This is a genomic window from Demequina gelatinilytica, from assembly GCF_000971115.1.
Classification (GTDB): domain Bacteria; phylum Actinomycetota; class Actinomycetes; order Actinomycetales; family Demequinaceae; genus Demequina; species Demequina gelatinilytica.
The window spans coordinates 1-14,491 of record NZ_BBLV01000005.1 but is presented as its reverse complement, the minus strand read 5'-3'; the positions used below and the strand labels follow the sequence as shown (position 1 = coordinate 14,491).

The window sequence follows — 14,491 nt, the reverse complement described above, 5'->3', positions numbered from 1 at the left end:
CTCACGCCTTGCCTCCCTGGGACTTGTCGCCCGCCTCTGCGGCGTGCGTGATGACCTTGTCGACGAAGCCGTACTCGAGCGCCTCGTCCGCCGTGAACCAGCGGTCGCGGTCCGCGTCCTTGGTCACCTGCTCCAGCGTCTTGCCGGTCTGCTCGGCCGTCAGCGACGCGAGCACCTTCTTCATGTGCATGATGAGCTCCGCGTTGATGCGGATGTCGGTCGCGGTGCCGTAGATGCCGCCCGAGGGCTGGTGCATCATCACGCGGGCGTGCGGCGTCGCGAAGCGCTTGCCGGGCGCGCCCGAGGAGAGCAGGAACTGCCCCATCGACGCCGCCATGCCCATCGCGACGGTGGCGACGTCGGGCTTGATGTACTGCATCGTGTCGTAGATCGCCATGCCCGCGGTGATCGAGCCACCGGGGCTGTTGATGTACAGGTAGATGTCCTTGTCCGGGTCCTCCGCGGCCAGCAGCATCATCTGAGCGCAGATGGCGTTCGCGTTGTCGTCGCGCACCTCGTCGCCCAGCCAGATGATGCGCTCACGCAGCAGCCGGTTGAAGATCGAGTCGTTCAGGCCCATCCCGGGCCCGTCGCCTCGCGCCGTGATCTCGTTCACGTGTGTCCTCCTGTCGAGCGTCCTGACCGACAGTAACGCGAGCCGCCGACCGGACGATGCCGTTCACCCCCTGGTTTCGCTACGGGGTGAACACATCCCTCCCCCTCGGGGCGGTCCCCCATCCCGCGCCGCCGCAGGTCCGCCTCTCAGCCGATGCACGCCCGGACGCGGCGCACTAGCGTCGGAGTGGAGACGTGGCCAGGACGGCCGGTCGAGGAGGGCACCATGAGCAGCACACCGCAGGACCCGTTCGCATCGGGCCCGCAGCAACCCCAGCAGCCGCCGCAGGACGGCCCGGCTCCCCAGCAGCCGCCGCAGCAGCAGCCGCCGCAGCAGCCGCCGCCGCCGCAGTACGCGGTCCCGCCGGGGGGAGTGCCGCCGCAGCAGCCGCCGCCGGCGCAGTACGGCGGCTATGGCACCTATGGGCCCGTACCGGGCACGGAGAAGAACTGGATGGGCACGGCGTCGCTGGTGCTGTCGCTCGTGGGCCTGTTCACCTTCATCACCGCGATCGCGGGCATCGTCTTCGGCCACCTGAGCCTGAGCGCCGCGAAGCGCGGTGAGGCCGACAACCGCGGCATGGGCATCGCCGGGCTGGTGATCGGCTACCTCGTCGTGGTCCTCGGGATCCTCGCGGCGATCGCGATCTTCGCGATCGCGGGCTGGTTCGTCACCGAGTGCGGCGGCGACAACCCCGCGGAGTGGTGCGAGATCACCATCGACACGAGCACGGCACCCTGATCGCGCATCGTGCCGTGACAGCACGAGGCCCCGGCCACCCGCAAGGGTGACCGGGGCCTCGTCGCGTCTGCGGGTTACTCCGCGGCGGCGTCGGCCGCGGCGGCCTCCTCAGCCTTCTCGTCCTCGATCGAGCCGATGACGTCGGAGAGGTCCACGGCCTTGCCCGCGGTGTCGACCACGGTCGCGCGGCGCAGCGCGAAGGCGGTGGCCTTGGAGCGCGCGACCTCGGCGACCATGGCGGGGATCTGGCCGGCCTGCTCGACCTGCTGGATGAAGGTGCCGGGGTCCATGCCGTACTGGCGCGACGAGTTGATCAGGTAGTCGAGGAGCTCGGGCTGCTCGACCTCGATGTCCAGGTCGTCCGCGAGCTGGTCGAGGAGGATCTGGGTGCGGAGGGCCTTGTGGGCCTCCTCGGTGACCTCGGCGCGGTGCTCGTCGTCCTCGAGGCGGTTCTCGTTCTCGAGGTGGCTGTGGACCTCGTTCTCGATGACCTTCTTGGGGAGCTCGAAGTCGGTGGCCTCGGTGAGCTTCTCGAGAAGCTTCTCGCGGGCCTCCATGGCCTGGTTGTTGACCTTGATCTTCGCGGCCTGCGACTCGAGGTCCTCGCGGAGCTCGGCGAGCGTGTCGAACTCCGACGCGAGCTGCGCGAAGTCGTCGTCGGCCTCGGGGAGCTCGCGGGTCTTGACGGCGGTCACCTTGACGGTGATCTGCGCCTTCTCGCCCGCGTGGTCGCCGGCGGCGAGGGGGGCCTCGAAGGTGGTCTCCTCGTCGGCGGACAGGCCGGTGATGGCCTCGTCGATGCCCTCGAGCATGTTGCCGGCGCCCACCTGGTACGAGGTGCCCTGGACGTTGTCGATGGTCTCGTCGCCGATGACGGCGGTGAGGTCGAGGGTCACGAAGTCGCCCTCGGCGGCCGGGCGGTCCACGCCCACGAGGGTGCCGAAGCGCTCGCGGAGCGCGTCCAGGCGGCCGTCGACGTCCTCGGCCGAGACCTCGACCGGCTCGACCTCGATGGTGAGCTCGGCCACGGCGGGCAGCTCGACCTCGGGGCGGATCTCCACGATCGCGGTGAACTCGAGGCCCTCGTCGCCGTCGACGGAGCCGGGGACCTTGGTGACCTCGACCTCGGGCTGGCCGAAGGGACGGATGCCCGACTCCTTGACCGCCTCGGTGTACCAGCCGGGCAGGCCGTCGTTGACGGCGTGCTCGATGATGGCGCCCTTGCCGACGCGCTGCTCGAGGACCTTCGCGGGCACCTTGCCCTTGCGGAAGCCGGGGATCTGCACCTGCTTGCCCACGTGCTCGTAGGCGTGCTCCATGCTGGGCGCGAGGTCCGCCTCGGAGAGGCTGACCGTCAGCTTGACGGTGGTGGCGTCGATCTTCTCGAGGGCGCTGGTCACTACGTACTCCTGAATATGGGTTGAGGGGCCCGCGGGTGCTCCGTCGGCTCCCGCTGCTCGGGCAACCCTGCAATCGTACGCGCCGCACGCTCGCAGGCCAATTCGAGGACGATGCGCGGGCCGCCCTCGCGCGGGCACGCGCCCCGGGTTGCCGGGACGCGCGCCCGCACCTGTCAGGAGAGCGGCTCCCACGGCCCCCACGGGGAGGCGCCGGGAGCCTGGCCCCGCGTCCACCACTTGGCACGCCAGAGCACGCCGTCCGCGTCGACCACCACGTCGCCGCGCGTGAAGATCCGCGTCGCGGTCCACACGGCGACACCCGACGGCGCGGCGGCGACCTCCTGCCACGGCCCGTAGACCGCGCCCGGCTCCTGAGCCCTGGTCCACCAGGTCGCGACCCAGACCGCGCCGTCGTGGCTCACCACGTCGCCCTCGCGGTACGCGGTACGGGCGATCCACTCACCGGGCGCCGCGGCCGCCGCATCGTCGCCCACGACGATGCCGCGCCCGTTGGTCGCGATGTAGACGCGGCCGAAGACGTCGGGGTCGCCCTCGATGTCCGCGCCGATCCATCCCCACTGGTGCTCGTCGTCGTTGATGCGCTCCCACGTGCCGCCGCCGTCGAGGGACCGCCATACGCCGCGCTCGCCGTCGCGCGAGGCGGCGGTGTAGATCGCGGGCCAGGTCGCGCCGGGCGCCGCCTTGCCGAAGCCGACCGTGTCCGCCTCGTCGAAGCCGGCGACGCGCTTCCACGTGGCACCGGCATCGTGCGACCGCCACAGGCCGTACGCGCCGTCCTCGTCGCCGCCCGCGAGCCAGACCTCGCCCGGGGCGCCGGGCATCGCCGCGAACCGCACGTTGCCCTCGGCGGGGAGCACGGAGCTCGCCGCGACGAACGTCGCGCCCGCATCGGTCGAGGCGTAGAACGTGCCGTCGGCGAAGCCGTAGAGCAGGCTCGCATCGACGCGATCGGCCTCGACGCGCACACCCGTCGGGAGCCCCGCGCTGGCCGCCCAGGTCGCCCCGCCGTCGGCGGAATAGCGTGCGTCCGCCCCCGCGGGCGCCCACACGAGCCCCTGACCGTCCGCGGCCACGGCGACCGTGCCGGGACCCGAGGCGCCATCCGCCGCGGGCGAGGCGGTCCACGTCTCCCCCGCATCGTGCGAGACCGCGACCACGTGCGCGCCCGAGCCGTCGGTGCCGGCCCTGGCGATCGTGCCCTCCTCGAGCCCCGCCGCGTCGACGCTCGTCGCGCCTCCGAAGTACGGGTCCTGGAAGGTGTCGGTCACGGCGGTGATGTCGTCATGGACGAACCCGCCCAGGTCGAGCATCGCCGACACGAGGTCGACGTCGCCCGCGGGCGCGACGAGGTCCTGGATCGCCGTCTCCTCGATCCCGTCCGCGCCGGGCTCGATGTCGATGACGCCGCCGGCCTCGTCCCAGTCGGTGAGGTTCTCGCTGCGGTAGATGGTCGCGCCCGTGCCGTACATGAGCTCGTCCGGGTTGAAGGGGTCGATCTCCAGCGCGGAGATCATCCAGCCGAGCTTCGGGGTCGGCTCGGCCCACATCGTCGGCTCGCCCACCTGCTTGCCGAAGCGTAGCCACGGGACCTCGTCGATCGACTGGTCGTAGCGGGTCACCAGCGTCCCGCCCGTGCTCCAGTCGTAGTCCCAGATGGGCGACCAGGTCTCGCCCCGGTCGGTGCTGCGGAAGATCAGCACGTCCGGCCACCACTGGATCTGCGACGCGACCATGAGCGTGTCCGGGTCCGTCCGGTCGACGGTCAGCCCGCCGAAGCCGAAGTCCACGCCGACCGGCCGCTGCGGGGGCGTGATGTCCGTCCACGTGCCGTCGTCGAGGCCGTAGCGCCACACCTCGCCGTCCGAGCCGTCGTACGGGCCGGAGGTGCTGCTCGTGGTGAGGTAGAGGTACCGCCCGGCCTCGTCGATCACGCCGTGGTGCGGGAGGAAGCCGGTGGGCGCGCCCTCGACGGGCGCCCAGGTCTCCCCGGCATCGTCCGAGCGGTAGAGGATGCTGTCGGTGTCCGCGACCGCCGTGAAGACGGTGCGGGTGGCCTCGCCGGGCGCCGACGATGCGGCGTCGAAGGCAGTCCACAGCACGCCCAGGTTCTGCATCAGGTAGGAGTTCCCGGACGAGGCGTCCGGCACGAAGTCGCCGACGTTGGGGAAGGCGTCGACCTGGGAGAAGGTGACGCCGGCGTCGGTGGATCGCCACAGCCCCTGCCCCGACTCCGCGCCGTAGTAGAGGACGTCGTTGTCGTTCGGGTCGACCTGCAGGCGCTCGCCGATGCCGCGGCCGGGCATGTTGCCGCCCACCTTGAAGGGCAGCGCCGTCGCCTCCCAGGTCTCGCCGTAGTCCGCGGAGCGGAGGATCGCGCCGTTGCTCTCGTCCCACTCGTTCGTGTACATGCCGACGGCCGCGTACACGCGCGCCGTGTCGACCGGATCGGTCGCGAGGCTCAGCACGCCCAGCCGGTTCCACTGGTCCCAGCCCACGTGGTCGAGCAGGGGGATCCAGGTGTCCGTCGTGCGATCCAGGCGGTACGCGCCGCCGATGTCCGTGCGGGCGTAGACCAGGCCTTCCTCGGTCTGGTTGTAGATGATCCCGGGGACGTAGCCGCCGCCCGAGATCGCGACGTTTGACCAGGTGTATGCGGACCCCGGGGAGTCCACGGCCTGGGCGGCGGGCACCGACGCCGCGGTGAGGAGGGCGCCTGCGGTGGCGGCGAATGTCGCGGCCGCGGTGAATCTCACGATGAACACTCCTTTGTGTCATTTGAGCCCGTTCCGGGCTGTTCGCGACGTTATCGAAGCGATTCGACAACCGCAAGAGGAGGCGCGTCACGAACGGGACATCTCGGGAGACTTTCGGGACGATGCGGACCACCTCGCCTCGAGGTGTTGACGGCGTGCACGAGCCGGGCATAGACGTGTCCCTCATGGACACCGACCGGGGGGCGGCGCTGGCTGCACTGCTCACAGGGACCTTCCGCGCGACGCGCTCGGCGACGCTCGCCCTGGGCGACCTCAAGGCGTCCGCACCACGCCACATCCTCGCGACGCTCGACGCCGACGGCCCGATGCGGGTGCGCGACGTGGCCGAGGCGCTGCGCATCGCGCCACCGTCCGTCGCGCACGCCGCGGAGGCGCTCGAGCATCAGGGCTACGTCGAGCGCTACGCCTCACCCGACTGCGACGGGTGCACGATGCTCCGGGTCACCCCCGACGGCAGCGCCGCCAACCGCGACTGGTACGCACGCGTGGTGGAGGCGCTGAGCGACGCGCTCGCCGACGCGAGCCCGGAGGACTGGGACGCGGTCGCCCGGACCGCAGACCTGCTGGCCTCGCTCGATCATGAGGCGCTGCGGGCCTCGACCCCGCCGCACGACGGCCATCGGGGTCCCCGAGCCGTCTGACGGCGTCGACCCCTCCCCGCTACAGGAACTGCAGCGGGTCGAACTCCGCGATCGGGATGATGCGCACGCGCGGCAGCGACTCGTTGAACGCGTGCACGTCGTACTCGAGGTCGAAGAACTCGAGCCCGTGGCCCTGGAGCTCGATGAACGCGGCGTTGCGGAACTCCACGAAGCCGGCGAGGCCCACGCGGCGTCCGTCGAGCAGGTCCTCCACCTGGTCGACGAAGTCGCCGTCGTTGCTCACCAGCACCACGTCGTCCTCGCGGTCGCGCAGCGCCTCCATGGTGCGCTGGATCGCGATGTCGACCACCTTCTCCCCCGGCCCGCCGGACAGCGGGACGGGTCGGAAGCCGATCGCGAGGAGCGCCTGGACGAACGTCATCGGGAGCTCGTTGTTGGCCGCAAGGAAGAACAGCCCCTGCGTGGGCTGGTCCCAGCGCTCCTGCACGTGGCGGAGCACGCGCTCCCAGCGCGGGCGCTCCTCGGGACGGGGTCGCCTGCCCAGGATCGAGGTTCCGAGGGTGGCGTCGATGTTCTCGCCATCGACGAGCACATAGGTGACGCGTGAGTCCTTAGCCATGCGCCGAGCCTACGGCCCTCGTAGCCTAGGCGGGTGACCGAGCCACGCATCGTCCCTGCCCACCAGGCATCTCGCCCCGACATCGACCTGATCATGACGGAGGGCGGCGACGCGAACGGCTGCCGCTGCCAGTGGTTCAAGCTCAGCGCGGCCGAGTGGAAGGCGACGGGGCGCGAGGCGCGGGACGACGCGCTGGCGGCGCAGTCGGGGTGCGGGCAGCCGGACGCCGCCACCACCTCGGGGCTGGTCGCCTACGTCGAGGACCAGCCGGCCGGTTGGGTCGCGGTCGAGCCGCGCACGGCCTACCCGCGGCTCCGGACCGCGCGGATCCCCTGGTCCGGGCGCGACGAGGACAGGGACGATGCGGGGGTCTGGGCGGTCACGTGCTTCGTGGTGCGGAGAGGGTTCCGCGGGCGCGGGCTCGCGAAGGCGCTCGCGAGCGCGGCCGTCGAGCATGCGCGCGACCGCGGGGCGACCGCCGTCGAGGGGTACCCGCGCATCGCGGGCGCTGACGAGTCGAACCTGTTCGTCGGGTCGCGATCCATCTTCGAGGCCGCCGGCATGCGTGAGGTGTCCCGCCCGACCGAGGCACGCGCGGTGATGCGCATGGAGCTGCGATGATCGCGGTCACGCTGGTGCTCGCGGGCCTCGCCTCCCTGGTGCACGTCTACATCTTCTGGCTCGAGTCGGTCGCGTGGATGCGCCCCGCGACGCGGCGAGTGTTCGGGATCGCGAGCGAGGAGGAGGCCCGGACCACGCGGGCGCTCGCCTTCAACCAGGGCTTCTACAACCTGTTCCTCGCGACGGTGACAGGCGTGGGCATCGTGCTGCTGCTCGCCGGCGAGGATGCGCCAGGCGCCGCGCTGATCTATGCCGGCTGCGGCTCCATGGCGCTCGCGGCACTCGTGCTGGTGGCGGGGTCGCGGGCGTACGCCTCCGCAGCGGCCAAGCAGGGCCTCGCACCGCTGCTCGCGGTGCTCGCGCTCACCGTCGCGATCGTGTGAGCGTCACGCCTCGGCCTCGCGCGCACCCAGGCGCTCAGCCGAGGCCGCGCGCCACACCTTGACGCCCGCATCCGCGTTGAGCGCCGCGATCCCCACGCCGACGATGATGTCGGGCCATCCTGAGACCCAGAGCAGCGCGATCCCCGCCGTCGCGATGATCGCGACGTTGGCGAGCGCATCGTTGCGCGCGGACAGCCAGGCCGCGCGCGCGAGCGATCCGCCGTGGTGGCGATGCCGCACCAGGATCGACGCCGCCACGAGGTTGGTCGCGAGCGCGCCGAGCGCGGTGACGGTGAGCGGCACGGTCTCGGGTCGGGCGGGGTCGAGGATCTTCGCGACAGCCGTGACGAGCGTGACCGCCGCAGGCACGAGGATCACGATCGCGAGCGCGTGACCCACGCGTGCGCGACGGTGCAGCGGCCACGCGGCGGCGAAGAAAATCAGCAGGTTGAGGATGCCGTCCTCGAGGAAGTCGATCGAGTCCGCGACGAGCGCGACCGAGCCGATCAGCTGCGAGACGGTGAACTCCACCACCGCGTAGGCGAGGTTGATGAGCGCGACGGCGAGCACCGCGCGACGGAGGGCTGAGACGTCCCGCATGCTCTCATCGTGCCAGCGTGCCGCGCTGCGGCGGTCACCGGGCCATCGGTCGGGGTGACAGGATTTGAACCTGCGACCCTCTGTAGGGTCCGGCCGCATTCCGGACCGTCGCGGTCGTTCCGGGAACTCGCGAGCTCCCTGGTGTTGCGAGGGAAGCTGGCGGTTCGCTCATTCCGACTGTACGCGGATGTCTCCGGTTGGTCACGGCTGAATCTGATGGGTAACTGATGGGCGCGCGATCCCGAGAGTGGCGATGCCGCGCCATTGGTCGGCATGCGGCGCACACAAACGCGAGGTGGCGTCGTTCCACCCGCCAGAGCATCCACGAGACCCGGGGCGCAACAAAGTCCGCTGCATGCCTGTACGGCTGGCACCGAACCCGAAGCATCCGCCGCTGTTGAACCCGCTACCAACCTGCCGGGCCTCGCTGAAGTCCGGCGTGCGATACCGACCCAGGACCCCAGGACATCCCGGCGATGGCGCTGGCCCCGCTAAGTGACAACGCATGCAGTTTTGGGTACAGTCATTAGTGGACCGGACGGGATTCGAACCCGCTGCCTTCTGGATGATAAGCCCTGAGCAGCACCAAGCCCGGCCCTGGTTTTTCAGAAGCGCCCCGGTTGCCGCCGGGGCGCTTCTTTTTTCCCAGGCTCCACTGTAGCACACGACGAGACAAAACATAGCCCCACGGAGACATATTCTTTGATACAGTGTGTCTCAAGCCTAAGGAGGGGCGATGAGTAGCGAGCCTTTGACCAGCAGTGGGCAGCGCAAGCGGAGTCCGGCATACCCGGCACTCAATCTTGGCCAGTCGATTGAGCAGGTAGCGAAGCTGTACGAAGCAAATCGGCTGCATGCAGCGCCGATGGACGCTGCCGCCCGGGCGCTCGGATACAAGGGGCAAAGCGGCCGGACAAACGTCCTCTTCGCTTCGCTTAAGAAGTTCGGACTTGTCGTTTACTCGGGGTCTGGACCAAGTCGTACCGTAAAGGTGACCGACGCTGGGAGAAGGATCCTTGAGCACCCGCAGGAGCACGAGCGTCAGGCCGCCATTGAGAAGGCGGCACTGCTCCCTCCGATCCACCGTGAGATGTGGGACAAGTACCAGCTCGAGCTTCCGCCGGACGACATTCTCGTGTGGAATCTGGTAGAGGACCGTGACTTCACTGACACCGGTGCTCGTGAGTTCGTTAAGGAGTACAGAGAGACAATTGCGTTCGCAAAGCTCGGCGCTGGCGGCTCTCCCGACGAGGGTGTCGAGGCCGACGCAGGCGAGGACACACCCATGGTCGCTGACGAAGACGTGATCGACTACGACGTCGACGGGGACAGTGCGCTCGGCGGGCCCGAGTCGTCGGCGGCGAGCAGCGCGGCAAAGGAAGCCTTCGTCGCGCGCGGCAGCTGGGGACCTCACGCGAGCGAGCAGCCAGGTGTTCAGACGTACCCAATCCCGATCGCGCTCGCGGGACGACTCCCCGTCTCAGTAAGTGGTCAGTTCCCGCTCTCCGAGATGGAATGGGCGCAGTTCATTGCCGTCTTGACCGCAATGAAGCCGGTCTTGGTCGGCGACGTGTCAATTAGTGGGCCCGAGTCTGACCGCCCAGCGTGACGCCGGTCAACCGGCCTTGGCGCAGGCACGTTCGAGCACAGGAGTGCCCCGGGACTGATCGTCATCAACCAGTCCCGGGGCCGACGCCGGCTACCGATAGACCGCCAGAATGTCCAACATCAATGCGGGCCCACGGAGCCACGAGTCCTCTTCGCCGGGCTTCGGCCCCTCTCGCTCCATCTTTCGCCTCTGCTCGCGAGGAATGAGTGCGGCGCCCGGTAGCGCAATGAGAGGCTTGGTGGCTCCCACCCGTATCTTGCTAGACACCTTGCCGATGACGCGGGCGTAACCGTCGACGTCGCCGCGCAACCACTTGCTCGAAAGCCGGCCCGCGACGCGCCAGTCCGAATCGTCGCGCTCCCCAACGAGGACAAGTTCTGCCCCGAAACTGTCGACGAGACTTGTCACTGCTGCAAGCGTCGCGCTGTCCGGCATCCCTTCGATGTCCAAACCCATGCTGCTTGCCGCTGGGAGCATCTGACTCATCTGACGGAGCGCACCTGCGCTGTCCGACAACATCCTGATTGCGTCGGGCACATAGATCTCGCACTCGAAGTCGATGAGTGCCCCGGTACCGACCGCCTCTAGATCGCCTTCAGGGTCCAGTATCTCCACCCATCCCGACGCTTCCGCATCGCCTGAGGCAAGTCGCACAAGCCGTTCAAATTTGGAGGCGGGAGTATCGGACCGTCGTCTTGTTTCAGTCTCGCCACGCTCGGCGCTACCTTGCGCCTCTCCACCAATTCCTACGACCTTCGCACCAACAGACCCGCCTTTGCTGCTGCTCGCTGAAGTCGACGACTCAACGTTGTCGCGAAGACCATCCTCCAGGGCACTCAAATACTCGTCAAGCTGGTCCGCATCGAGGTAGATGAAGTTCTTGAGCATGCCCCAAAACTATCGTCCCGGTAGGTGCGACACCTACGCCGCCGCCAAACGGGGACCGCGTTCGGTCGCAGATCATGGCGCAATGGATGTGGCGACCGTCTACGAACTCCCGAATCGACCCGACTCCGAGTAGTGCCCATCTAGCGGACACTCGACTTGGAGTTCCGAGCAGGCGCTACGTCACGGAGATGGCCCGCAGCAGAACCACCACGAGTCTCCGTGCCGCGACGAAGCAATCGTGTTGTCCGTCGTCGGCTGTACGTTCTGGCTGTGCGAATTCCGAAGTCAAACCAACAGTCAGGGCCGCTCGCCGGGCACGTGCGTGCCGGCCGGGTCTACAAGTCCCCACTCGCGGCGACCGGCGTACTGAAGATTGGCAACTGGCTCAAGGACGATCTCCCCGATCTGCTCTGGCCGGCACTTGCGTTCGCTGAGAACGGCAATGCCACAGCTAGGCAGTTCGTCGAGTGGCAAGGGGCCGTACAAGCCTCCCTCGCGCACGTCAACGACCCTGCATGGGTCGCAGAGATGCTGGATGGGCGGCTCACCCACCTCGAGAAGTTGGCCGAACGTGTGCCGGAAGCATCTGCGATCGTGGTGGAACAAGCTCGCAAACGTGGCCTGCTCTCCGATGATGTTCGTCGTGCATTGGCGTCGTATCCCGGGTTGCCAGCCCCTTGGCTCATCGGGGAACTCGAGCTTGCGGCACCTCGACAACAGGACCTCGAACTGATTCACGATGCGCTGCTCGGCACAATGACGGACGAGCATCGCGAGGCCCTGATCAAGTGCCTTCGGACATGGAGCACCGTCAAGGCAGGCACCTTCAGGACGAGCAGCGAGACCATCGCTCTACTGAAGGAATACCCGCTTGATGTTGAGACGCGCGCCGCTGCGGATAGTGCCGTACGGGCGATGTGGGGCGCGCACAGATCACTTCTCCTGGTAGATGACCCGGACTACTTCGAAAACGCGATCAAATGGGCTCGCGCTTTCTGGGTCACCAACTCGATGACGTCGCAGTGCATCCGTAAGCGGGAGATCGACGATGCTCAGAGCGACGACACAGACGAAGCGCTGCAGCCTCCGAACCAAGGAGCCCAACGGGAAGCGAGCGGCGAAACGGGTGGCAACCTGCAGCGATTCACTATGGATCTCTTGAGCAGCTTCATCGAGGCGCTCGAGACCGCACCTAGCGACTTGTACTCAAACGAGCGTCAAGAGGTTGTCGCCGGGCTCATCAGCCGCGCCGGCCGCGATGTGATCGCCGCGCTTGGCGCACCCGACCTATGGTGCGCCGAACACGGTTCGCACATCGGACGCATGCTGGTCGAAACGAAGATCTACTTGCACTGGATGGCCCAACAGGACGCGGCGATATACCGCCAATTCCAGGAGTACGGCGCTGGAAAGGCAAAACTCTACTCTCGCATTGCCGAGGAGTTGCCCGAGCAGGCGCAAACCGCGGGCTTCCGCGAAAGCATCGACGAACTCGAACGCCTCAGCCACAACAATGATCTGTTGGACCATCGTGTCGTTGACACTCGAGACACCTTCGCGGGAGGAAAGTCAATTCGGGAGATGGCCTCCGAAGCAGGTCTCCTGGACTTCTACAGGCAGGCCTACTCCCTTGCCAGCGGCGTTGCACACTCCGAGTGGTGGTCAGTCGAACTGCACGCAATGGAACCGTGCATGAATGTACTCCACGGGATGCATCAGATCCCGAGCCTCGCACTCAACTCGGGCGGCAACATCGCGTTGGCGCACTCATGGATAGACCAACTTCACTCACTCGTGCGCGCGGGCCTGAGAATTCTCGGCACCGGCGAAATGGCAGTCGACGACGCGTTCGCGTGGATGAACGACGACGAGAGCGGCGACGATCCCAACCCCTGAGGTTTCATCGCCGACGCATTCGAAGCCCTCACGGTGGGGCAAATGGCCGACTCTTCGAAGTCGTAGATCAAGCGCCTCGCTGTTGTCCCGGTTGTCCCGCGTCGAGCCAGTGGCAGGGCTCACAGTCCCAGGTGCCGGCTCGAGGTCGTGTGCATCGACGTGATCGGTCGGATGTAGGAGTTCACGAGCATCGCGAGGTCGCGGTGGCGGGTCTGTGCGGCGATGCGGTCGAGCGGTACGCCGGCCATCGCGGCCGAGGTGGCGTGGCCGGCGCGTAGCGAGTGGGCGGTGATGCGGTCGCCGGTGAATCCGACGGCGTGGGCGCGGGTCTTGACGATCCGCACGACCGAGGCGGCGTTGATCGGCTCGCTCGTGACGGTGCCGTTCGCGCGGACGCGAGTGAAGACGCTCCCGGCGGTGCGGGGACGGACGCGCCGCCACGCGTCCAGCGCTTCAACTGGATCCGTCTCGGGCGACCTGCCGCGGGCGATGGCGATGGTCTGGCCGGCGCCGTGGCGGTCGCCTTTGGAACGGCGCACCGTGATCAGCAGCCCACCCTGCGCGTGGGCGATGTCCCCCACTTCCAGCGCGGCGAGCTCGGATCGTCGCATGGCCGAGGCGAAGCCGAGCAGGATGATCGCGGCGTCGCGTTTGCCGATCGCTGTGGTGCGGTCGATGGTGGCGAGGATCTCCCGGATGTCCTCGACCAGCAGTGGCCGTGCCCGTCGGCGGGGTGCGACGCCGAGGATCCGGCGCAATCCTCGGCGCACGCGTGTCACCAGCTCGCTGTGGGTGGGGTCGTCCAGGCCTGCGACTCGGTGGCGGTGAGAGATGGCGGCGAGGGTGCAGGTGACCATGCCCATCGTCAGTCCACGTTCGGCCTGCGTGGTGATGTAGGCGCAGACGATCTCGGGCGCGGCTGGGAGCGACGTGAACCCGCGCTCAGCGCAGTAGCGCTCGAAGCCTCGCCACGCCGACGCGTAGGTGGTGCGCGTCGAGGGTGCGTGATGGGCCGCAACCGCTGCGTCAATCCGTGCAATGTCCGCCGGAGTCAGCCCTGCGGGGAGGGATCGCGGGAAGTCTTCGTCTGCTGTCAGCCATGGAGTCATGCAGGCATGGCAACAGGGCGACGGTAGTCGTCACAAAGATGAGTAAAAGATGACTTGGTCATGTTTCACGTCCAATGAAGGTCGTGGAAACTCACGAGTTACCAGGACTTTCACCGTCGGGGTGACAGGATTTGAACCTGCGACCCTCTGCTCCCAAAGCAGATGCGCTACCAAGCTGCGCTACACCCCGTTCGCGCCGGAGCCGGCACGATGTACCTCGCCGCGGCGAGGCTCCGCTACTCTAGTACGCGCCGAGCACGCGTCTGCGACGTTCGGCTCCGCGGGTGTAGCTCAATGGTAGAGCCTCAGTCTTCCAAACTGATGGTGCGGGTTCGATTCCCGTCACCCGCTCCAAGCATCGCCCCTGGTAGCGGCCCTAAACGGCCGCCGCTGGGAGGGGTGTGCGGGGCACCTGTCCGGGTCATCGTGACACAACGTGACCCAAGGACCCGCGATGCGCCCTCTCCACCCGGCCTCCGCCACCATCACGAGCACAGCCGGCGGCGCGGCGTGAGCGCCCGCCGTAAGGCCCCCGCCCGCGCCCAATTCGGCTCCGTCGGACAACTGCCCTCCGGTCGCTTCCGTGCCCGGTACACGGGTCCGGATGGGCGC

14 protein-coding genes and 2 tRNA genes are annotated in these 14,491 nt (G+C 68.2%); 8 read left to right on the top strand and 8 right to left on the bottom strand.

From position 1 onward, the window contains the following. Position 1 precedes the first annotated feature (1 nt). On the bottom strand, positions 2-580 hold the full coding sequence (locus AOM00_RS05100) for an ATP-dependent Clp protease proteolytic subunit (protein WP_062308271.1): 579 nt from the start codon (positions 578-580) through the stop codon (positions 2-4). Between the two features lie 261 nt (positions 581-841). On the opposite strand from AOM00_RS05100, the gene AOM00_RS15375 reads away from it, so the two are divergent. Then, positions 842-1,357 carry a DUF4190 domain-containing protein gene (locus AOM00_RS15375; protein WP_156159041.1) on the top strand — a complete coding sequence of 172 codons (516 nt, stop codon included), beginning with the start codon at positions 842-844 and terminating at the stop codon, positions 1,355-1,357. Between the two features lie 74 nt (positions 1,358-1,431). On the opposite strand, the gene tig is transcribed toward AOM00_RS15375, so the two are convergent. Beyond that, positions 1,432-2,757: a trigger factor gene (gene tig, locus AOM00_RS05090; protein WP_062516763.1), complete on the bottom strand. Its 1,326-nt coding sequence runs from the start codon at positions 2,755-2,757 to the stop codon at positions 1,432-1,434. A gap of 173 nt (positions 2,758-2,930) precedes the next feature. Beyond that, the gene (locus AOM00_RS05085; RefSeq protein ID WP_156159040.1) at positions 2,931-5,531 is read right to left on the bottom strand and encodes a carbohydrate-binding protein; all 2,601 of its coding nucleotides are present in this window, start codon (positions 5,529-5,531) and stop codon (positions 2,931-2,933) included. Positions 5,532-5,716: 185 nt separating this feature from the next. Here AOM00_RS05085 and AOM00_RS05080 point away from each other — a divergent pair, with 185 nt between their 5' ends. Beyond that, on the top strand, positions 5,717-6,193 hold the full coding sequence (locus tag AOM00_RS05080; protein WP_062516761.1) for a MarR family winged helix-turn-helix transcriptional regulator: 477 nt from the start codon (positions 5,717-5,719) through the stop codon (positions 6,191-6,193). Positions 6,194-6,212: 19 nt separating this feature from the next. Here AOM00_RS05080 and AOM00_RS05075 read toward each other — a convergent pair whose 3' ends face one another. Further along, positions 6,213-6,773, bottom strand: coding sequence for an NYN domain-containing protein (locus tag AOM00_RS05075; RefSeq protein ID WP_062308215.1), 561 nt, complete (start codon positions 6,771-6,773; stop codon positions 6,213-6,215). Positions 6,774-6,806: 33 nt separating this feature from the next. Here AOM00_RS05075 and AOM00_RS05070 point away from each other — a divergent pair, with 33 nt between their 5' ends. Then, positions 6,807-7,394, top strand: coding sequence for a GNAT family N-acetyltransferase (locus tag AOM00_RS05070; protein ID WP_062516760.1), 588 nt, complete (start codon positions 6,807-6,809; stop codon positions 7,392-7,394). Next, on the top strand, positions 7,391-7,777 hold the full coding sequence (locus tag AOM00_RS05065; RefSeq protein WP_062516759.1) for a DUF1304 domain-containing protein: 387 nt from the start codon (positions 7,391-7,393) through the stop codon (positions 7,775-7,777). Before AOM00_RS05070 ends, AOM00_RS05065 begins: the two co-directional genes overlap by 4 nt. A gap of 3 nt (positions 7,778-7,780) precedes the next feature. Here the strand turns inward: AOM00_RS05065 and AOM00_RS05060 are convergent, their stop codons facing one another. Continuing rightward, positions 7,781-8,377 (bottom strand): cation efflux transmembrane domain-containing protein, encoded by a 597-nt coding sequence (locus tag AOM00_RS05060; protein ID WP_062516758.1) that lies wholly within the window; start codon positions 8,375-8,377, stop codon positions 7,781-7,783. 736 nt (positions 8,378-9,113) lie between these two features. Here AOM00_RS05060 and AOM00_RS05055 point away from each other — a divergent pair. Continuing rightward, positions 9,114-9,986 (top strand): hypothetical protein, encoded by an 873-nt coding sequence (locus AOM00_RS05055; protein ID WP_156159039.1) that lies wholly within the window; start codon positions 9,114-9,116, stop codon positions 9,984-9,986. A 90-nt stretch (positions 9,987-10,076) separates the two neighbouring features. On the opposite strand, the gene AOM00_RS05050 is transcribed toward AOM00_RS05055, so the two are convergent. Then, positions 10,077-10,874, bottom strand: coding sequence for a DUF6414 family protein (locus AOM00_RS05050; RefSeq protein ID WP_156159038.1), 798 nt, complete (start codon positions 10,872-10,874; stop codon positions 10,077-10,079). A 270-nt stretch (positions 10,875-11,144) separates the two neighbouring features. Here AOM00_RS05050 and AOM00_RS05040 point away from each other — a divergent pair, with 270 nt between their 5' ends. Next, on the top strand, positions 11,145-12,770 hold the full coding sequence (locus tag AOM00_RS05040; protein WP_156159037.1) for a DUF5677 domain-containing protein: 1,626 nt from the start codon (positions 11,145-11,147) through the stop codon (positions 12,768-12,770). Between the two features lie 119 nt (positions 12,771-12,889). Here AOM00_RS05040 and AOM00_RS05035 read toward each other — a convergent pair whose 3' ends face one another. Further along, entirely contained in the window at positions 12,890-13,879 is a 990-nt protein-coding gene (locus AOM00_RS05035; RefSeq protein WP_062516753.1) for a site-specific integrase, read from the bottom strand. A gap of 116 nt (positions 13,880-13,995) precedes the next feature. Continuing rightward, positions 13,996-14,069: transfer RNA gene (locus tag AOM00_RS05030), tRNA-Pro, on the bottom strand. Positions 14,070-14,159: 90 nt separating this feature from the next. Between AOM00_RS05030 and AOM00_RS05025 the strand changes: the two genes are divergently transcribed. Beyond that, positions 14,160-14,233 (top strand) — tRNA-Gly (locus tag AOM00_RS05025). Then, positions 14,201-14,491 (top strand): hypothetical protein (locus tag AOM00_RS15955; protein ID WP_500778292.1); only part of this gene is annotated, 291 nt, incomplete at its 3' end. The genes AOM00_RS05025 and AOM00_RS15955, both read left to right, overlap by 33 nt.